Here is an 18,126-nt window from a genome sequence, read left to right as displayed (position 1 = left end):
TCGCGTACTTCTTCGCCCGGAGGTTCGAGGGCCTTCGGCGGCGCGGCCGAAGGCCCCCTGTCCGTCTCAGCCCCGAGGGAGGAACTCCGGGACGTCGAGCTCCAACGAGCTGCGCTCGCGCGGCGCCGTGCGGCGCTGGACGCGCGGCTCGCCGACCGGCTCCTCGAAGCGGCTCGGCTCGCGGCGCTGGAGCCGCGGCTCGCCGTAGCCGGTCGCGACCACCGTGATCCAGCACACGTCGTCGGCGAGCTTGTCGTCGACCATGGCGCCGAAGATGATGTTCGCGTCCGGGTGAGCCGCCTCGGCAACCGCCTTGGCCGCCTCGTTGACCTCCCACAGCGAGAGGTCCTTGCCGCCCGTGATGGACAGCAGGATCTTCCGCGCACCCTCCATCGACGTCTCGAGCAGCGGCGACGACACCGCCTGCTCGGCCGCGGTGATCGCGCGGCCGTCGCCGGTGCCCATGCCGATCCCGAGCAGCGCCTGGCCCGCGTCGGACATGATCGTCCGCACGTCGGCGAAGTCGAGGTTGATGAGACCGGGGAGCGTGACGAGGTCCGAGACGCCCTGGACGCCCTGACGTAGGACGTCGTCGGCGACCCGGAAGGCCTCGACCATCGAGGTGTTCTTGTCGAGCACCGACAGCAGCCGGTTGTTCGGCACGACGATGAGCGTGTCGACCTCGGCCCCGAGCGCCTCGATGCCGCGGTCGGCCTGCTCGCGCCGGCGGGACCCCTCGAAGCCGAACGGCCTCGTGACGATGCCGACCGTGAGCGCACCGAGCTCGCGGGCGATCCGCGCGACGACGGGCGCCGCGCCGGTGCCGGTGCCGCCGCCGGAGCCGGCGGTGATGAACACCATGTCGCTGCCCTTGAGCAGCGCCTTGATCTTGTCGTGCTCCTCCATCGCCGCGGCGCGGCCGAGATCGGGGTTGGACCCCGAGCCGAGCCCGCGCGTGAGCGTCTGGCCGATGTGCAGCGTCACGTCGGCCTCGGACTGCTGGAGCGACTGGAGGTCGGTGTTGATCGCGAGGAACTCGACGCCCTCGATCGCCGCCTCGACCATCCGGTTGACCGCGTTGACGCCGGCGCCGCCGACGCCGACGACCTTGAGCACGGGCTGGCCGACGGGCATCGCCTCGCCGAACGCCGGAGCGCCGGAGCGCGCGTACGGATCCGCCGCGGGCGCCGGAGCCGGAGCCGCCTGCACGGGTGCGGGCGCCGGTGCCGGGGTCGGCGGGGCCATGACGTTCTCCGGGATGTCCGAGGAGAAGGCCTGGCGCAGCCGCTCCTGCGGCGAGGGGATGCGCGGCGCCTCCTCCGGGAGGTCCGGGGTCGGCTGCGAGAGGGACGGGTGCGGGCGCGCGGCCTCCACGTTGGCCTGGCCGGCCGGCGTCGCCGGCGCGGGAGCCTCGGCGCGGGGCGCCGGCTCCGGGGCGGGAGCGGGAGCGGGAGCGGGGGTCTCGGGGGCCTTCGCCTCCGTCCCGGCCTGCTGCTCCTCTTCCTCGGTGCGGCGGAACAGCGCCGCGAGCGGGCCCTCACGCATGCTCGCGCGGTCACCTCTCCTAGCCATGCGCCAGGACCTCCTTCGCCAGCTGGCGGTAGGACTCGGCGGCCAGGCCGTCCGGGTCGTACTTGAGCACCGACATCCCCTTCACGGGGGCCTCGGCGAACCGGATCGTCTTCTTGATGCGCGAGGCGAAGACCCGGTCTCCGAAGTTCTCCTCGAGGATCTCGATCGCCTCCTTGGCGTGGAGCGTCCTCGCATCGACGAGCGTGGGCAGGATGCCCTCGATCTCGACGTCCGGGTTCAGGTTCTCCTTGATCATCTCCAGGGTGTTCTGGAGCTGGATCAACCCGCGCATGGACAGATACTCGCATTGCACGGGGACGATCACCTTGTTCGCGGCCGTCAGAGCGTTGATCGTCAGCAGCCCGAGGCTGGGCGGCGTGTCGATGCAGATGAAGTCGTAGTCCTGCAGGATCGGCTTGAACGCCTTCTGCAGCGAGCGTTCACGACCGATCTGGGTCGACATCGCGATCTCCGCGCCCGCGAGGTCGATCGAGGCGCACGCGATGTCCACCTCACGCTTGCGGATCACCTGGCGGATGTCGACGTGGTGGACGAGGACGTCGTACATCGACAGCTCGAGCGAATCGGGGTCGATCCCCTGGGACATCGTGAGGTTGCCCTGCGGGTCCATGTCGCAGCAGAGCACGCGATGGCCCTTCTCGGCGAAGGCGGCCGCGAGGTTCAGCGTCGTCGTCGTCTTCGCCACGCCACCCTTCTGGTTGGCGAACGCGATCACCTTGGCCTTGGCTTCCATGAGGGGCGTGTTCGCGCGCATGGCGGGGATTCCTCCTAGCATCGCCGCCGGATGGCTGACCCGACGAGCACGAACCGAGCCCATTGGGACGCCCTTGCCGGGGTGCACGGCGAGGGGCGGGACACCTACTACGACGTCGACGCGCTCATCGCGGGCACGCGCGATCTGACCGTCATCGAGTCCGAGGCCGTCGGCGACGTCGCCGGCCTGGACGTCCTGCACCTGCAGTGCCACATCGGCTTCGACAGCATCGTCCTCGCCCGCCGCGGCGCGCGCGTGGTCGGCGCCGACTTCTCGCCCGCCTCGCTCGCCAAGGCCCGCGCGCTCGCCGAACGCTGCGGCGTCGACCTCGAGCTCGTCGAAGCGGACTCGACCGCGCTGCCGCCGCAGCTGCACGACCGCTTCGACCTCGTCTACGCCACGGTGGGCGTCCTGACCTGGATCGCCGACCTCGACGCCTGGTTCGCCAGCGCCAACGCCGCCCTGCGCCGCGGCGGCCGGCTCGTGCTCATCGACGTCCACCCGCTCTACAGCGCGATCGGATCCCTCGACCCGCTCGTCCTCGACTTCCCGTACGGAGGCGGGCAGGCGGTCCGCCTGGACGAGGAGGGCTCGTACGCGGATCGCGACGCGCACGTCGGCGCCACGACGACCATCGAGTTCCCGCACTCGATCGGCGAGATCCTCACCGCCGCCCTCCGTGCGGGGCTCCGCATCGACGCGTTCCGCGAGCACCTCGACGCCGACTTCGATCCGCGCGGGACCCTCCTCACCCGCGGCGACGACGGCCTCTACCGGCTCCGGATCGCGGGCACGACGCTTCCCGTGCTCTACACGCTCGTCGCCGCCCGGACGTGACCGTCCTCGAGAAGCGGCTCCTCTTCGTCACCGGCAAGGGCGGCGTCGGCAAGACGGCGGTGGCCGCGGCGCTCGGCCTGGTCGGCGCCCGGCGCGGGCTGCGGACGATCGTCGCCGAGGTGGCGCAGCGCGACGACGTGCACCGGATGCTCGCGGGCGGCGAGGGCGGCTGGGCGGAGGCCGAGCTGGGGAACGGGCTGCACGCGCTGTCCATCGACCCGGAGCGCGCGATGCGCGAGTACCTCGACGACCAGCTCTCGCGCCCGCTCGCCGAGCTGCTCTCCTCGAGCCGCGTCTTCGGCTACCTCGCCGCGGCGACGCCCGGCATGCGCGAGCTGCTGACGATCGGGAAGCTGTGGGAGCTCGCGCAGCCGGAGCGGCGAACGCCCGGCGCCGAGCCGTACGACCTCGTCGTCGTCGACGCGCCGGCGACCGGGCACGGGCTCGCGCTGCTCGAGGCGCCGCGGACGTTCGCCGACGTCGCCGCCGCCGGCCCCGTCGCGCGACAGGCGGGCATCATCGCGACGACGCTCGAGGACCGCGCCTTGACGGGCGTCGTCGCGGTCGCCACGCCGGAGGAGATGCCGGTCAACGAGGTCGCCTACCTGCGTGACGCGCTCGGCGACCAGCTCGACCTCGTCATCGCCAACGGCGTGCGCCCCGACCGCTTCACCGACGAGGAGGCCGAGCGGCTCGAGCGGCTGGCCGGCGACCCCGCGATCGACGTGTCCCTGGAGGCGCACGCTCGCGCGCGCGAGCAGCGCGCCCAGCTCGACCGCCTGCAGGCCGACGCGGTCCTCCCGTTCGCCGCCGACGCCGACGAGGGAAGCGCCGACCTCGACGCCCTCGCCCGGGCCCTCGACGAAGCGCTCTGACGCATGCATGGGGTCAGACCCCATGCATGCACGGGGCGGCCAGCACCCGCAATCGCTTGCCGCGGACGCGGAGGCGCAGCACGCCGTCGCGGACGCTCCACCGCTTCACGCTGACGCGGCACGGCCGGAACGGGCGGCGCAGGGTGCCGAGGGCGACCTGGACGTCGTAGGTGCGGGTGCGGGTTCCGTCGATGCGCAGGACCCAGCGGCGGCCGCGCTTCTCGGAGGAGACGATCCGGTCGGTGCCGAAGGCGCGGATGCTCGACCAGCCGCGCGGGAGGATCCGCAGGCCGAGCCGGTCGCGGCGGTCGTCGGCCCTCACGACGCCGGGCGCGCGCAGCGACGTGAGCGTGTCGACGTCGGGGCTCAGCAGCGGGAGGATCGTCCCGGCGCGGGCGAGCAGCGGCAGCTCGTCCGCCGGCGCCGGCAGCGTCGCGTCGCGCCCGCCGTGCAGCAGCAGCGGCCGCCGCAGGTCGAGATCCGCCGACGCGCTGCGCCACAGGTCGACCCACGTCCCCGGCGGCAGCTCGACGCGCCGCTGGCGCTGCTCGGGCCGGACGACCGGCGCGGCGAGGAGGTCGGGGCCGAAGAGGAACGCGTCGTCGACGCCGTTCAGCCGCCGGTCGCCCGGCCACGCCAACGCGAACGACCGCATGATCGGCATGCCCGTCCGTTGGTACTCGGCGTCGGCCGCCTGCAGGTACGGCAGCAGGCGCGTGCGCAGCCGCGCGTAGCGCCGCCACACCGGCAGGATCTCGGGGTCCTCGACCTGCGGACGGGCCTTGTCCGGCACGGCGATCCCCTTCGACTTCGCGCGCATCAGCCCGGAGACGGCGCCGAACTGGATCCAGCGCTGCAGCAGCTCGGGCGTCAGCTTGCGGGCGCCGAGCGAGAAGAACCCGCCGATGTCCGAGCCCCACGTGCTCACGCCGCTCAGCCCCATCGTCAGCCCGTTGCGCACCGCCGACTGCAGCCCGTCGAACCCCCAGTCGGTCGTCGGATCGCCGCCCCACACGAGCCGCGCGTACCGCGCCGTCCCCGTGAAGCCGGACCGCACGTAGTTCGCGATCGGCCGGCCGACCGCGGCGGTCTCCTCGGTCGCGGTCCGGTGGTAGAGCGTCGGGTAGAGGTTGTGCATGGCCGGCCCCGGCGTCCCGTCGGCCGACCCCGCGTCCGGCGGCGTGTACTCGCCGAAGTCCTCCATCCACCCGTCGAAGCCGTCCTCGACGGCCTCGCGCAGCAGCCGGCCGAAGAACGCGCGGCCGGCCGGCGCGGTGAAGTCGACCTGGCTGACCATGAACTGGTCGGCGGTCGAGTACCGGTACTGGTACGGGCGACCGGTCGCGTCGCTGTTGTACGTGCCTTCGGCGTACGCCGGGTGGCTCGTGCACACCATCGGGTTCATGTACGCGAGCACGGCGGCGCCGCCGGCGTGCACGGCGGCCGTCCGGCGGCGCACGGCCTCGCGGTCCGGCAGCTGGTCGCCGCATGGCAGGTAGTGCAGGAACGTCTCGACCACCGACACCGGCACGTCCGCCTTGCGCTGCGCGGCGAGCTGGTCGGCCGCCTCGCCCTTGCCCGGCGTCGGCTGCCACCAGGCGCCGAAGAACCACGGCGCCGTGGCGGGCGGCTGTCGACCGGTGGCCGCGGTGAACCGTTCGAGCGCCTTCGCCGGCGTCGGGCCCGCGAACACGCGGAACGCCAGCCGGCTGCTCTGCACCTCCGCCGACCACGCGTCGTCGTCGCCCAGGCGCAACATCGCGGTCTCGGCGTTGTCGAGCAGCACGCCGTACCCCGCGGTCGACAGCAGCCACGGGATCGGGAAGTACGTCGCGTCGTCGCGCGGGTGGAAGCCCTGCGGGGGAACGAACGCCGGGATGAACGCGCGTTCCTCCGGCTGGAACGGGCCCTCCCCCACGAACACCTCGACGTCCCCGCCGCGCTGGTCGACCGCGTTCGACCGCTCGCCGAAGCCCAAGTAGCGCTCGTCCTTCGTCGCCGCGAACCCGATGCCCGTCGCGTCCACCGCCGGATCGTCCGTCGCCGCCTCGACGGCGACGACCCCGTCTGCCCCGCGCGTCATCCGCAGCGTCATCGCGCGGCCGCCCGCGGTGAGGAGGTCGGCGACGATGGCGCCCCCCTCGGAGCGAACGCCGACCGCCCGCGTCACGCGATCCCAGCCCAGCGGCGTGTGGAGCCCGAGCCGCGTCCCGCCCGCCTCCGCCAGCGTCGCATCGCCGGAGAACCGGAGACCCCCGGTGGCGTCGTCGACCTCGCCCCTAAGGGCACCGGCATCGAGCGTCGCGGCGCCCGCGGACGAGACCGGAAGCGCCAGGACGGCGAGGAGGGCAGCGAGCTGCTTCACGGCGGTGCGTAGCATGGCGCGCCGTGTCGATCGCCGCGAAGCTCGAGGGCAAGCGCGTCGTGATCTGCGCCGGCTCGGGCGGCGTGGGCAAGACGACGACGTCCGCCGCGCTGGCCATGGGCCTGGCCGCGGCCGGCCAGAAGGTGGCGGTCGTGACCATCGACCCGGCCAAGCGGCTCGCCGACTCGCTCGGCCTTGAGGACCTCGACAACGAGCCGCGGCTGGTCGACCCGAAGCGCTTCAAGGGCCACGGCGTCGAGATGACCGGCGAGCTGTGGGCGATGATGCTCGACGCGAAGCGCACGTTCGACGAGCTGATCGAGCGCCTCGCCCCGGACGAGAAGACGCGCGACGAGGTGCTCGCGAACCGGATCTACCAGGAGCTGTCGGGCGCGGTCGCCGGCTCGCAGGAGTTCACCGCGATCGCGAAGCTCTACGACCTCGACCGGTCCGGCGACTTCGACGTCCTCGTGCTCGACACGCCGCCGTCGCGCAACGCGCTCGACTTCCTCGACGCGCCGGACCGCCTGACCGGGTTCCTCGAAGGCCGCGCGCTGAAGGTGTTCCTCGCCCCGACCGGGCTCGCGGCGCGCGTGATGGGCCGGGGCACGAGCGTCGTGTTCAGCGTGCTGCGGCGCGTCACCGGCGTCGACCTGCTGCAGGACCTCAGCGTCTTCTTCCGGTCGCTCGGCGGGCTCATCGACGGCTTCCGCGAGCGCGCGAGCGGCGTCAAGAAGCTGCTCGCCGACCCCGCGACGACGTTCTTCATCATCACCTCGCCCGAGCGCGAGCCGGTCGAGGAGGCGATCTTCTTCCGCGGCAAGCTGCGCGAGGCGAAGATGCCGTTCGGCGGGCTGATCGTGAACCGCATGCAGGTCGACACGGTCGAGGGCGATCCGGCCGAGGTCGCCGCGTCGCTGTCGGGGGACCTCGGCGAGGAGCTGGCGGAGAAGGTCGCCGCCACGCTCGGCGAGCTGCAGGTGCTCGCCGCGCGCGATCAGGCGTCACTTGACCGGCTCATGCACGAGCTCGACGACCGGGAGCCGACGATCGTCCCGCTGCTCGGCGGCGACGTGCACGACGTCGACGGCCTCGCGCAGGTCCACCACCACCTGTTCGCCGAGCCGGCCTAGAACGAAGAAGGGGCCTTCTGCAGCAGCGCGTCGGCCGCCGAGCGCAGGTCGGCGTCGAGGTGGCCGCACAGCGCGTCGCCGAGGACCGCGCGGAGGTGCTCGGTCAGCTCGGTCGCGAGCTCCTCGACCGCGCCCTCGGGCACGGCCAGCCCGGCGACGACGTGGCGCTCGAGGTCGGCGGCCTGCGCCACCCGGTCCGCCAGCCTGTCGCGGTCCTCCTCGGTCGCGCACAGCGCGGCGATGCGGCGGCCGAGCAGCGCGTTGTCGAGGCCGTCGGGCTGCAGCAGGGCGCGCAGCGCCAGCAGGAGATCGGTGAGCGCCTCGTCGGACCGCGGCCGCTCGCACGCGAGGTCGAACCTGCGCAGCGCCCAGGCGAGCTCGCCGCGGCGCGGCATCCGCCGCGCGGCGAGCGCGATGAACGCGCGCAGCTCGTCCTCCTGCTCGGGCCCGATCGTCAGCGCCGGCCCGTAGCGGGCGGGCGAGCCGCCGGCGAGGTCGACGAGCTGCCACGGGCCGGCGTCGAGGCGCACCCATGCCGCGGGGGCGAGCCCGACGCTGCCGGTGTCGTAGAGCCGCAGCGCGCGGACGAGCTTGCGCAACCGCGCCGGTGCCGCGTTCGCTGCCGCCGCATCGGCCAGCGTCATCACCGCGAGCGTGTTCGGCTCGTCGTCCAGCGCGCCGAGCCACAGCGCGTCCTCGGGCGCGTCGGGAACGCCGTCGGGCTGCACGAGCGTCATCCCGTCGCTCAGCGCGACCTCGTCGGAGGCGAGCCGCAGGCCGGGCAGGCCGACGACGAGCGTCGCGACCGGCTCGTTGCGCGCGACCACGAGCGCCTCGAGCTCGTCGTACGCCGCCGTGAAGCGCTCGTCGACGAGCGCGAAGTCGGTCGAGCCGTCGAAGATGCGGTCGAGGAACGCGCGCAGCGCCGCGTCGGCGCGGTCGCGGGCGTCGCGCGGGATCCGCTGCTCCCCGCGCGTCCGCAGGTACGCGTCGACGCCATCGAGCGAGGCCAGCAGCCGTGCGGCCGCCGGGTAGGTCGCGAGCCGGGCGAGGTGCCCGAGCCGCTCGCGGATGAACGCGCCGGTGAGCGGGCGGTAGCAGTAGAGCGGGGTGCGGCTGCGCGAGGGCCCGGAGGCCTCGAGCTCGAAGGGGACCTCGGCGCCCGCCGCCACGTCGGCGGAGAGCGCGTGGGCCGCCTCCTCGACGTACGCGCGCAGCGCGGTGTGCAGCGGTCGGTGGCGCATGGCGGCGTCGTTCTCCGCCCGACGCCCCGCTCCTCCGCGCCGCAACGACGCGCCCACGAGGCCCGCCCCCTCTCCCCGGCGCTTCTCGCGATGCGCGAGGGGACGGCGCCCCCTTCTCACTCCGGCGGCCAGAGGGCGTCGTGGAGGTCGGTGAGGAGGGCCTTGAGGTCCTCGAGCTTCTCGCGGCCGAGGAGCCCCGCGATCTCCTCCTCGATCTCGCCGGCGATCTTGCGCGCCTCCTCGACGGCCGCGCGGCCCTTCGCCGTCGGCCGGACGAGCTTCGCGCGGCCATCCGCCGGGTCGGGCGTGCGCTCGACGTACCCGACCCGCTCGAGCTCGTTGACGAGGTACACGACGGTCTGCTTCGTCAGCTGCGCCCGCTCGGCGAGCTCCGTCACCCGCGACCCCTCGTCGCGGATGTGCTGCAGCACGCTGCTCAACGCCGGCCGCGCCTCCGCGTGCCCGCGCTCGGCGACGGCGGTGACGAGGCGCGAGTTGAGCTCGAGCCAGGGATCGCGCAGCAGGGTCCCGAGGTTGCGTGAGCCGAGCGGCCGCGACGAGGTCACTTGACGAGCCTAGCGGATGGTGCGACCATCGAACTACTTCAGTTCGACGATCGAACCATCCGCCTCATCGAGGAGGGGCCCATGCCACGGACAGGTCAGACCATCAGCCACCCGCAGACCGGCGAGACGCTCACCTACGTCCGCACCGCCGCCGACACGGGCGGCGCGATCATGGAGGCGACGATGTGGGCGACGCGCGGCGGCGCGCCGCCCGCCGCCCACGTTCACCCGAAGCAGGTCGAGACCTTCACGATCCGCAGCGGTCGCGTGCGCCTCGTCGTGGACGGCGAGACGCGCGTGCTGGGAGCCGGCGACGTGGCCGTCATCCCCGCCGGTGTGCCGCACGTGTGGACGGCGCTGGACGACCTCGAGATGAGCGTGACGCTCGAGCCCGCGCTGACGACCGACGCGTTCTTCGAGGACTACTGGGTCGGCCTCGCGCACGCCGGCCGCACGAAGCCGAACGGGATGCCGCGGCTGCTCGACATGGCCGAGCTGCTCGACGACCACCGCGACGTCATCTACCTGGCGAGCGCGCCGGTGCGCGCCCAGCAGATCGCGATGGCCCTGCTGGCGAAGGTCGCGCGGCTGCGGCGGCGTCAGGCCGCGACGGGCGCGACCGACGGGGTCTCCGCCGTCTCGGCGCCGCACTGAGCGCCCAGCCACATCTCGCCGTACGTCCGCATGCCGTCGATGATCGGCAGGAGCGCGCGGCCCTTCTCGGTGAGGGCGTACTCGACGCGCGGCGGGACCTCGGGGAACGTGTGCCGCTCGACGATGCCCTCCTCCTCGAGGGCCCGCAGGCGCAGAGACAGCGTGCGGGGGCTGATGCCGGTCAGCGAGCGCTCGAGCTCGCAGAAGCGGGAGCAGCCCTCGGCCAGCTCGCGCACGAGGAGCAGCGTCCACTTGCCGCAGACGATGTCCGCGGTACGACAGACGGGGCAGCTCTCATCAACCGGCATCGCCCCATAACTATACAACGTGAAGCGAGGCCCTCCCGCGGGGCGGGAGGGCCCGCGGACCTCAGCCGTTGAGCAGGTTGCCCAGGCCGCCGCCGCTCGAGGACGAGCCCTGCAGCTGCGCGGCCGTGATGCGGCCCTCCGACGGCTGCACGAGCACCCAGCCCTGGCCGCTGAACGCCATCTGGACCGACTCGCCCGAGCCCTTCCCGATGAGGTTCTTCATCTTGAAGTCGGTCTTGATCGAGGTCGACACGCCCTGCGACCACGTGATCGCGGCCTGCGCGTCGGCGAACGTCGCCGCCGAGGCGACGTTGAGCAGGACGGGCGGGCCGTCGGACAGGATCGCCACCCAGCCCGTGCCCTGCAACGACGTGTTGTAGAGGCCGCCGCCCATCATCCCGCTGGCGCCCTGGACGCGCTCGATGTCCCAGTCGATGTCGGCGTCGAACGCGAGCAGGTTCGGGCCGTTGACCGTGATCTTCTCGCCTTCGAGGTAGATGAGGTGGATGTCCTGGGCCTGGTCGGCGAGGAACACCTCGCCGCTGCCGCTCATCTTCATGAGCGACTGGCCCTCGCCCGTGACGGCCTTCTTCAGCATCCGGCCGAGGCCGCCCGAGCCGGCGTGCTCGAACGAGACCTCGCCCTGGTAGGCGACCATCGACCCGAGCTTGGCCTGGATCGTCTCCTGGCTGAGCCGCACCTTCAGCAGCTTCGAGTTCTGGAGCGCGAAGCTCTCGGTCGCCTGGGTCTCGTTGTACTGAGCGAGTGTCGTCTGCATAGGCGACCACCCTTTCAGGGAGAACCGCCAGAACTCAAGAACATGGACGTTCATGTGACGCATGAGGCGTCTGTCCCCGCTCGCGCTCGCCGCTGCCGTCGCCGTCCTCGGCCTCGCGCCCGCCGCGCACGCGTCCCTGCTCCCGTTCCCCAACGACGCGTACACGGTCGAGGCGGACACGCCGACCGGCCGGCAGATCGCGCTGCCGCAGGACGAGGTGCCGAAGAACCGGCTCGGGCGGCCGATCGACGTCACCGACCTCAACCGCGCCGACGGGTTCAGCCCCGGCCAGGCGATCCTCGCGAAGGTGCCGGGGCTCGAGACGCTCGAGGCGTATCGCGCGAGCGCGCTGCCGCCCATCGACGATCCGGCCCGCTCGCTGACCGCGAGCTCGCCGGTCGTGGTGCTCGACGCCGACACCGGCAAGCGCCAGCTCGTGTGGGCAGAGCTCGACGTCAACCCGGAGGACCCGGCCGACCGCGTGCTCATCGTGCGGCCCGCGAAGAACTTCCCCGAGGGACACCGCATCGTCGTCGCGCTGCGCGGGCTGCGCGACGCGTCGGGCAAGCGCCTGACGAGCGACGAGCCGTTCGGCGCGGCGCGCGACGCCGGCGCGGTCCGGCGGGTGCTGCGGCGCGCGAAGGTGTCGACCAAGGGCCTCTACCTCGCGTGGGACTTCACGGTCGCGAGCGCGGCGAGCACGACCGGGCGGATGCTGTCGATCCGCGACCGCGCGTTCGCGCAGCTCGGCGACGCGAACCTCGCCGACGGGAAGATCGAAGGAGCGGTCCCGGCCTACACGCTCAACCCCGATCTGCCGGATGACAGCAGCCAGCTGCCCGAGCTGCTCGGCGAGCAGGACGGCATCGTCGACTACCCCGACGGGCCGATCGCCCGCAAGATCCGCGGGAAGCTCGTCGTGCCCTGCTTCCTCGATCTGCCCGGCTGCCCGACCGGCTCGCAGTTCCGCCTCGGCGGCGACGGGCTCCCCCAACAGCTGCCCGGCAACACCACGGCCTACGACTTCACATGCACGATCCCGCGCGTCGACGGCAAGCTGCGCCCGACGCTCTACGGCCACGGGCTGTTCGGGTCGCAGGGCGAGATCGACCAGGGCCAGCTCAAGGACCTCGAGGTGGAGCACGGCTTCATGGCGTGCGCGGTGGACTGGAACGGGATGGCGACGAAGGACGTCCCGAACGCGGTCACCGTGCTGCAGGACCTCTCGCGGTTCCCCACGCTCGTCGACCACGTGCAGCAGGGCTACCTCGGGTTCCTGCTCCTCGGCCGGGCGATGATCCATCCCGACGGGTTCGCGAAGGCGTTCCAGGACAAGATCGACACGACCGCGCTGTACTACGACGGCAACTCGCAGGGCGGCATCTACGGCGGCGCGCTGACCGCGATCGCCCCCGACTTCCGCCGCGCGACGCTCGGCGTGCCGGGCATGAACTACTCGACGCTGCTGTCGCGCAGCGTCGACTTCGACACGTACGCCGAGGGGAACGTCGAGGGCGTGGAGACGCCGTTCGGCCTCTACGACAACTACCCCGACGAGAGCGAGCGGCAGGTCGTGTTCGCGCTCATGCAGATGCTGTGGGACCGCGCGGACCCGAACGGCTACGCCGCGCACATGACGAGCGACCCGCTGCCGAACACGCCGTCGCACCAGGTGCTGCTGCACGTCGGCTTCGGCGACCACCAGGTGGCGGACGTCACGACGGAGGTCGAGGCGCGGACGATCGGCGCGCGCGTGCACCGGCCGCTGCTCGGCGACGACCGGCCGCGCTTCCGCGACCGCCCGTACCCCGAGCGCGAGTCCAAGCCCTTCTGGGGCGTCAAGCCGCTCGGCGAGTCGTCGGACGGCTCGGGCGTCGTGTTCTGGGACACGCACCGCACGTCGCCCGCGCCGGCCGGGAACGTCCCGAACCGCGAGGGCGAGGACCCGCACGAGTTCCCGCGCCGGTCGAAGCTCGCGCGGCTGCAGAAGTCGCTGTTCCTCCGCCCCGGCGGGCGGATCGTCGACGTGTGCGGCGGAGCGCCGTGTAGCGCCTAGTAGACCTGCGACGAGGACGGCTGCTTCGACTGCGAGTCGTACAGGTCGTCCATCGTCGTGCCGCGGCGGCCGTCGGCGGCGAGCAGCAGCTTGAAGTCGTGCGGGCTCGTCGCTGCGCGCGTCGCCTCGGTGACCTCGACGCGGCCGGCCTTCACGTGGTCGAAGAGGGCCTGGTCGAACGTCTGCATGCCGTAGTACGCGCCGTCCGCGATGACCTCCGGCAGCTGGCCGGTCTGCTTCGGGTCCATGATCATGTCGCGGACGCGGCCGGTCATGCGGAGGATCTCGCACGTCGCGACGCGGCCGCCGTCGTTCGCGCGCACCAGGCGCTGCGAGATGACGCCCTTGAGCGTGCCGGCGAGCATCGCCCGCACCTGCTGGTGCATGTGCGGCGGGAAGAAGTCGATGATGCGGTTGATCGTCTCGGGCGCATCCACGGTGTGGACCGTCGAGAGGACGAGGTGGCCGGTCTCCGCGGCGCTCAGCGCGGTGTGCACCGTCTCCTCGTCGCGCATCTCGCCGATGAGGATCACGTCCGGGTCCTGACGCAGGACGCGGCGCAGCGCGCGCTTGAAGGAGTGCGTGTCCTGGCCGACCTCGCGCTGGTTGATGATCGAGGTCTTGTCGCGGTGCAGGAACTCGATCGGGTCCTCGATCGTGACGATGTGCCGCGAGAACGAGGTGTTCATGTGGTCGATCATCGCCGCGAGCGTCGTCGACTTGCCCGAGCCGGTGGTACCGGTGACGAGGATGATCCCGCGCTCCTCGTCGGCGAGGTCGCGGATGACCGGGGGCAGCGCGAGCTCCTCGATCGTGCGGATCGTGAAGGGGATCGCGCGGCAGACGACCGAGATCGAGCCGCGCTGGTGGAAGGCGTTGACGCGGAAGCGGCCGACGCTCTCGATCGCGTAGGCGAAGTCGACCTCGCGCTCCTCGGCGAACTCCTCGAGCTTCTTCTTGTCGTTCAGCATCTGGAACACCGCCGCTTCGGTGTCCGCGGGAACGAGACGGTCGGTGCCCGGAACGGGAACCAGCTCGCCGTCGACACGGCACAGCGGCGGTGACGGCACCTTCAGGTGGAGGTCGGACCCTCCGCTTTCAACGAGATGGCGGAGGCAGGCGTCGACGTCGAGCATGGCCTTCCCGTAGTCGACCGGTCCGCGCGCGACCTGAGCGCGACTTCGGAGCACTTGGACGATCGACCCGCGGTTGGCGCGCCGACAGCCGATCAGTCGCCGCTGAGGATCTCCCGGGCCGCGCGCTCGGCGGCCGCCGGACCGAGCGAGATGCCCCACGGGCCGTGCCCCGCGCACACCCACGTGCGCTCGTCCATCCGCCGTTCGAGCGGGCGGCCGTCAGCCGTCTGCGGCCGGGGGCATGCCCTGCTCCAGCTGATCTCGCCGACGTCGGTCAGGAAGCGCTGCGCGTGCCGCACGATGTCGTCGACGCGCGCGGCGGGGTCCGGCTCGTCGCGGTCGAACGTCGAGCCGAGCACGCCGCCGACCAGGCTGAAGATCTCGCCCGTCGCGCCCGCGGCGATCGCCTCGACGCCGGCCTCCTCGAGGACGTGGGTCGAGTGCGCGCCGATGCCCGCGGTGACGCCCCACAGCGGCGTGACGCCGTCGGTCCAGGCGCCGGTGGCGATCAGCGTCTTCGCCGCTTCGACCGGTTCGGCGTGCAGCGTCGCGCCGGCCCGTTCGGCGCGGGCCCACCACGCCTCGGTCGCCGCCTTCGGCCCGATCGCCCAGCCGGTGTTCACCCGCACCGCCGGGATGCCGGGCCGCACGACGGGCTCGAGCTCATGGGCGTCATCGACCGCCTCCGCCCGCACCGGGATGCCGGCCGGGTCTCTGCGGCCGAGCAGGAGGATGCCGTCGGGCTCGTCGCGCAGCGTGAAGCCGTCGAGCGTCCGGTAGAGCTCGAGCGACCGCGCGAACTCCGCGGAGAGCGCGGGGTCGAGCGGGTCCTGCAGCACGCCGCTGTTGCGCCCGGACGCGCCGGCCGCGACGCCATGCGGATCGACGACCGCGACGGCGGCCCCGCCCTCGGCGAGGAACGCCGCCGCCGCGCAGCCGACGATCCCCGCGCCGATGACGACCACGTCAGCCACTGGCGCGGCAGCCTACGGAGTGCGGGTGGGGCTGACGGTCAGTCGGAACGGCGGCTCCAGTTCTGAGAACGTCATCCGGTGACCACCCGTCCTGCGTTCACCGCGGCGCTCGTCGCTGCCGCCTTCGCCATCTTCGCGCCCTCCGCGGGCGCCGACGCGCTCTTCTCCACCCTGGAGCTGCCGACCACGAACTCGGGGACCAACGCGGCCACCGCGGAGGTCAAGCCGCAGGGCACCGACCTCGTCGCGCAGGCCTTCTCCCCCGTGAAGTCGGGGACGGCGAACCTCGTGTCGCTGCTCGCCCAGACGAACGCGACGAACCAGGGCGGGTTCACGCAGGGCGACATCGAGATCACGCTCCGCCCGAACGTGGGCGGGATCCCCGGCTCGACCGTGCTCGCGACGTTCCGTGGCCGGGCGTTCTCGGAGACCGGTGCGAGCCCGATCTGCATGGAGCGGGTCCCGGGAGGCGGCGCCGGCGCGCTCACGGGCGGCACGAGCTACTGGGCGGTGTTCAAGCCGCTGACGATGACGACGAGCTGGCTCGTCCAGAACAGCACGCCGAAGACGGTCCTCACCCAGCTGAACTCGCAGGCGGGGTGGTCGACGCAGCTGAACCCGCAGAAGACGCTGACGCTGAAGGTCGAGGACAACCTCAAGTGCGGTCCGGACATCGTGCCGAACCCGGTTCCGCCGGCGGGGCTGTCGGACATGTACGCCAAGCCGGGCGGCACGAGCTTCAACACGATCGCCATCAAGAACTCGGGCAACCAGACGCTGACGCTCACGGGCGCCTCGTTCAGCGGGCCGAACGCGTCGTCGTTCTCGCTGCTCGCCGGCGAGCCGGGCACGGTCGCCGGGACGCCGTACACCTTCCCCAGGACGATCGGGGCGTTCCCGGACGCCGTCTCGATCCTGTACGTCGCCTGCAACGGCAGCGGCGCCGAGGGCACGCGCACGGCGACGCTGACGCTGACGTCGAACGACCCCGACGAGTCGCCGCTCTCGTGGCCGATCACCTGCATCGTCGATGCCACGCCGCCGGAGTCGATGGTGTTCACCACGAACCCCACGGGCCGCGACGGCTGGTACGTGGTGCGGCCCGCGGCGTTCTCCGCGCGCGCGACGGACGTGGGCAGCGGCGACCGCGTCATCGCCATCAACTGCACCGACTCGGCGGGTCCGGCGCTGAGCTGGATCAACGGCGGGATAGCGATGTTCTCGCTCACCAACGACGGGATCCATGACCTCGGCTGCCAAGCGACCGACGTCGCGAGGAACACGAACCCGCCGGGCACGTTCAAGACGACGATCAAGGTCGACGCGACCGAGCCGAACTCGACGAAGACCGGCGGGCCGCCCGCCAACACGAACGCGACCTCGGCGTCGTTCACCTGGGCTGCGGCCGACGCCACCTCGGGCGTGAACGAGATCGAGTGCCGGCTCGACGGCGCCGCGTTCGCCGCGTGCGCGAGCCCGTCGACCGTGAACGGGCTCGCCGACGGCGTGCACACCTTCAACGCCCGCGCGCGCGACGTCGCGGGCAACGTCGAGACGACGCCCGAGTCGTGGACGTGGCGGGTCGACACGGTGCCGCCGGACACGACGCTCGGCGGCGGGCCGGGGTCGCCCACCAGCGAGACGACCGCGACGTTCGACGTCGGCGGCTCCGATCCGGGCGGGTCCGGCGTGGCGAGCCGCCAGTGCGCGCTTGACGATGGCGAGTTCGGCCCCTGCGCGGCGCAGCTGCAGCTCGCCGAGCTGGCCGAGGGGTCGCACACGGTCCGCGCGCGGGCGATCGACGCGGCGGGCAACGTCGATCCGACGCCGGCCTCGGTGACGTGGGTCATCGACCGCACGGCGCCCACTGCCGTGCTCACCCAGAAGCCGCCGACGGCGACCGGTGAGCTCACGGCGACGTTCGCGTTCGAGGCGACGGATGCCGGGCCGGCCGCGAACGACCACTTCGAGTGCAGCCTCGACGGCGGCGCGTTCGTCCTCTGCACGAGCCCGCACACGCTCGTCGACCTCGGATCCGAGCGCGAGCACGTCTTCGAGGTGCGCGCGGTCGACGCCGTCGGCAACGTGCAGGCGCCCGCCGCGCAGTACCGCTGGACGATCTCGCGCAAGCCGGTCGCCGTCGACGACGGCGCGTCGACCGAGCAGGACAAGCCAGTCGACGTCGCGGTGCTGGCGAACGACCTCGACCCGGCCGGCGGCGCGCTGTCGGTGCTGACGTTCACGCCGGCGTCCCTCCAGGGCGGGACGGTCGCGAGCACGCCGGGCGGCCTGCGCTACACGCCGCCGCCCGGCTTCACGGGGACCGACTCGTTCACGTACCGGGTGAAGAACGGCGATGCGCTCGAGTCGACGTCGGCGACCGTCACCGTCGTCGTGACGAAGGCGGCGCCGGCGCCCGTCGTGCCGGTCGTGACCGATGGCGCGCTCGTTCCGCCGGGGCCGGGCGGCGCGGGCGGCACCGGCGGCACGGGCGGCACCGGTGGCGTCCCGGGCTCCGCCTCGCTGCTCGCCGATCGGTTCGCGCCGGACCTGTCCGACGTGCACCTGCGGCGCGGCCGGTTGACGTTCTCGGTCAACGAGGCGTCGACCGCGACGATCGTCATCCGCCGCCTGCGGTGGCGCGGCCGGGGCGCGGCGCCGAGCCTGCGCGTGGAGCTGCCCGTCCCGGCGGGCCGGACCAACGTCGTGCAGCTGCGTTCGCGGCTCGCGAAGCTGCCGGCCGGCGCGTACAGCTTCGAGCTGACCGTCGCCGACGCCGCGGGGAACCGGTCGCCCGCCGCCAAGCGCGCGTTCCGGATCCCGTTCACCCGCCGCTAGGACGACGAAGGGCCC

15 protein-coding genes are annotated in these 18,126 nt (G+C 72.8%); 6 read left to right on the top strand and 9 right to left on the bottom strand.

All coding sequences use genetic code 11. From position 1 onward, the window contains the following. Nucleotides 1-66: 66 nt before the first annotated feature. Both ftsZ and AC1UE4_RS18720 read right to left on the bottom strand, forming a co-directional pair. Nucleotides 67-1,134, bottom strand: coding sequence for a cell division protein FtsZ (gene ftsZ / locus AC1UE4_RS18725; protein WP_482919053.1), 1,068 nt, complete (start codon nt 1,132-1,134; stop codon nt 67-69). Between the two features lie 430 nt (nt 1,135-1,564). Beyond that, nucleotides 1,565-2,347, bottom strand: coding sequence for a ParA family protein (locus AC1UE4_RS18720; protein ID WP_482918822.1), 783 nt, complete (start codon nt 2,345-2,347; stop codon nt 1,565-1,567). A gap of 30 nt (nt 2,348-2,377) precedes the next feature. Here AC1UE4_RS18720 and AC1UE4_RS18715 point away from each other — a divergent pair, with 30 nt between their 5' ends. Both AC1UE4_RS18715 and AC1UE4_RS18710 read left to right on the top strand, forming a co-directional pair. Then, nucleotides 2,378-3,184 carry a class I SAM-dependent methyltransferase gene (locus AC1UE4_RS18715; RefSeq protein ID WP_482918821.1) on the top strand — a complete coding sequence of 269 codons (807 nt, stop codon included), beginning with the start codon at nt 2,378-2,380 and terminating at the stop codon, nt 3,182-3,184. Continuing rightward, entirely contained in the window at nt 3,181-4,059 is an 879-nt protein-coding gene (locus tag AC1UE4_RS18710; RefSeq protein WP_482918820.1) for an ArsA family ATPase, read from the top strand. Before AC1UE4_RS18715 ends, AC1UE4_RS18710 begins: the two co-directional genes overlap by 4 nt. Before the next feature lie 13 nt (nt 4,060-4,072). On the opposite strand, the gene AC1UE4_RS18705 is transcribed toward AC1UE4_RS18710, so the two are convergent. Then, nucleotides 4,073-6,424: a TIM-barrel domain-containing protein gene (locus AC1UE4_RS18705; RefSeq protein WP_482918819.1), complete on the bottom strand. Its 2,352-nt coding sequence runs from the start codon at nt 6,422-6,424 to the stop codon at nt 4,073-4,075. Nucleotides 6,425-6,447: 23 nt separating this feature from the next. Here AC1UE4_RS18705 and AC1UE4_RS18700 point away from each other — a divergent pair, with 23 nt between their 5' ends. Further along, on the top strand, nt 6,448-7,557 hold the full coding sequence (locus AC1UE4_RS18700; RefSeq protein ID WP_482918818.1) for an ArsA family ATPase: 1,110 nt from the start codon (nt 6,448-6,450) through the stop codon (nt 7,555-7,557). Here AC1UE4_RS18700 and AC1UE4_RS18695 read toward each other — a convergent pair. Then, the gene (locus AC1UE4_RS18695) at nt 7,554-8,801 is read right to left on the bottom strand and encodes a hypothetical protein (RefSeq protein ID WP_482918817.1); all 1,248 of its coding nucleotides are present in this window, start codon (nt 8,799-8,801) and stop codon (nt 7,554-7,556) included. The genes AC1UE4_RS18700 and AC1UE4_RS18695 overlap by 4 nt on opposite strands. A gap of 116 nt (nt 8,802-8,917) precedes the next feature. Continuing rightward, nucleotides 8,918-9,367, bottom strand: coding sequence for a MarR family winged helix-turn-helix transcriptional regulator (locus tag AC1UE4_RS18690; RefSeq protein ID WP_482918816.1), 450 nt, complete (start codon nt 9,365-9,367; stop codon nt 8,918-8,920). An 81-nt stretch (nt 9,368-9,448) separates the two neighbouring features. On the opposite strand from AC1UE4_RS18690, the gene AC1UE4_RS18685 reads away from it, so the two are divergent. Continuing rightward, nucleotides 9,449-10,021: a cupin domain-containing protein gene (locus tag AC1UE4_RS18685; RefSeq protein WP_482918815.1), complete on the top strand. Its 573-nt coding sequence runs from the start codon at nt 9,449-9,451 to the stop codon at nt 10,019-10,021. Here the strand turns inward: AC1UE4_RS18685 and AC1UE4_RS18680 are convergent. Together AC1UE4_RS18680 and AC1UE4_RS18675 are read right to left on the bottom strand one after the other, a co-directional pair. Then, nucleotides 9,967-10,329 carry a winged helix-turn-helix transcriptional regulator gene (locus AC1UE4_RS18680; protein ID WP_482918814.1) on the bottom strand — a complete coding sequence of 121 codons (363 nt, stop codon included), beginning with the start codon at nt 10,327-10,329 and terminating at the stop codon, nt 9,967-9,969. The genes AC1UE4_RS18685 and AC1UE4_RS18680 overlap by 55 nt on opposite strands. Before the next feature lie 61 nt (nt 10,330-10,390). After that, nucleotides 10,391-11,107 (bottom strand): AIM24 family protein, encoded by a 717-nt coding sequence (locus AC1UE4_RS18675; RefSeq protein ID WP_482918813.1) that lies wholly within the window; start codon nt 11,105-11,107, stop codon nt 10,391-10,393. A 61-nt stretch (nt 11,108-11,168) separates the two neighbouring features. Here AC1UE4_RS18675 and AC1UE4_RS18670 point away from each other — a divergent pair, with 61 nt between their 5' ends. Continuing rightward, complete coding sequence (locus AC1UE4_RS18670) at nt 11,169-13,163, top strand: hypothetical protein (RefSeq protein ID WP_482918812.1); 1,995 nt, start codon at nt 11,169-11,171, stop codon at nt 13,161-13,163. On the opposite strand, the gene AC1UE4_RS18665 is transcribed toward AC1UE4_RS18670, so the two are convergent. Together AC1UE4_RS18665 and AC1UE4_RS18660 are read right to left on the bottom strand one after the other, a co-directional pair. After that, a complete protein-coding gene (locus tag AC1UE4_RS18665) occupies nt 13,160-14,299 on the bottom strand; it encodes a type IV pilus twitching motility protein PilT (RefSeq protein WP_482918811.1) in 1,140 nt (379 codons plus the stop codon). The two genes, AC1UE4_RS18670 and AC1UE4_RS18665, sit on opposite strands and share 4 nt — an antisense overlap. 92 nt (nt 14,300-14,391) lie before the next feature. Then, nucleotides 14,392-15,273: an NAD(P)/FAD-dependent oxidoreductase gene (locus AC1UE4_RS18660; protein ID WP_482918810.1), complete on the bottom strand. Its 882-nt coding sequence runs from the start codon at nt 15,271-15,273 to the stop codon at nt 14,392-14,394. A gap of 78 nt (nt 15,274-15,351) precedes the next feature. Here AC1UE4_RS18660 and AC1UE4_RS18655 point away from each other — a divergent pair, with 78 nt between their 5' ends. Further along, entirely contained in the window at nt 15,352-18,111 is a 2,760-nt protein-coding gene (locus AC1UE4_RS18655) for an OmpL47-type beta-barrel domain-containing protein (protein ID WP_482918809.1), read from the top strand. Nucleotides 18,112-18,126: the final 15 nt, after the last annotated feature.

The organism is Parviterribacter kavangonensis (assembly GCF_056863335.1).
The sequence above is the reverse complement of the archived record's forward strand: the minus strand, read 5'-3'. Positions and strand labels throughout refer to the sequence as shown.

Excerpts from the sequence above, each read along its gene's own strand:
- AC1UE4_RS18680 (WP_482918814.1), bottom strand. The coding sequence starts at position 10,329 with ATGCCGGTTGATGAGAGCTGCCCCGTCTGTCGTACCGCGGACATCGTC.
- AC1UE4_RS18695 (WP_482918817.1), bottom strand. The coding sequence starts at position 8,801 with ATGCGCCACCGACCGCTGCACACCGCGCTGCGCGCGTACGTCGAGGAG.
- AC1UE4_RS18670 (WP_482918812.1), top strand. The coding sequence starts at position 11,169 with ATGAGGCGTCTGTCCCCGCTCGCGCTCGCCGCTGCCGTCGCCGTCCTC.
- ftsZ (WP_482919053.1), bottom strand. The coding sequence starts at position 1,134 with ATGCCCGTCGGCCAGCCCGTGCTCAAGGTCGTCGGCGTCGGCGGCGCC.
- AC1UE4_RS18720 (WP_482918822.1), bottom strand. The coding sequence starts at position 2,347 with ATGCGCGCGAACACGCCCCTCATGGAAGCCAAGGCCAAGGTGATCGCG.
- AC1UE4_RS18665 (WP_482918811.1), bottom strand. The coding sequence starts at position 14,299 with ATGCTCGACGTCGACGCCTGCCTCCGCCATCTCGTTGAAAGCGGAGGG.
- AC1UE4_RS18715 (WP_482918821.1), top strand. The coding sequence starts at position 2,378 with ATGGCTGACCCGACGAGCACGAACCGAGCCCATTGGGACGCCCTTGCC.
- AC1UE4_RS18675 (WP_482918813.1), bottom strand. The coding sequence starts at position 11,107 with ATGCAGACGACACTCGCTCAGTACAACGAGACCCAGGCGACCGAGAGC.
- AC1UE4_RS18685 (WP_482918815.1), top strand. The coding sequence starts at position 9,449 with ATGCCACGGACAGGTCAGACCATCAGCCACCCGCAGACCGGCGAGACG.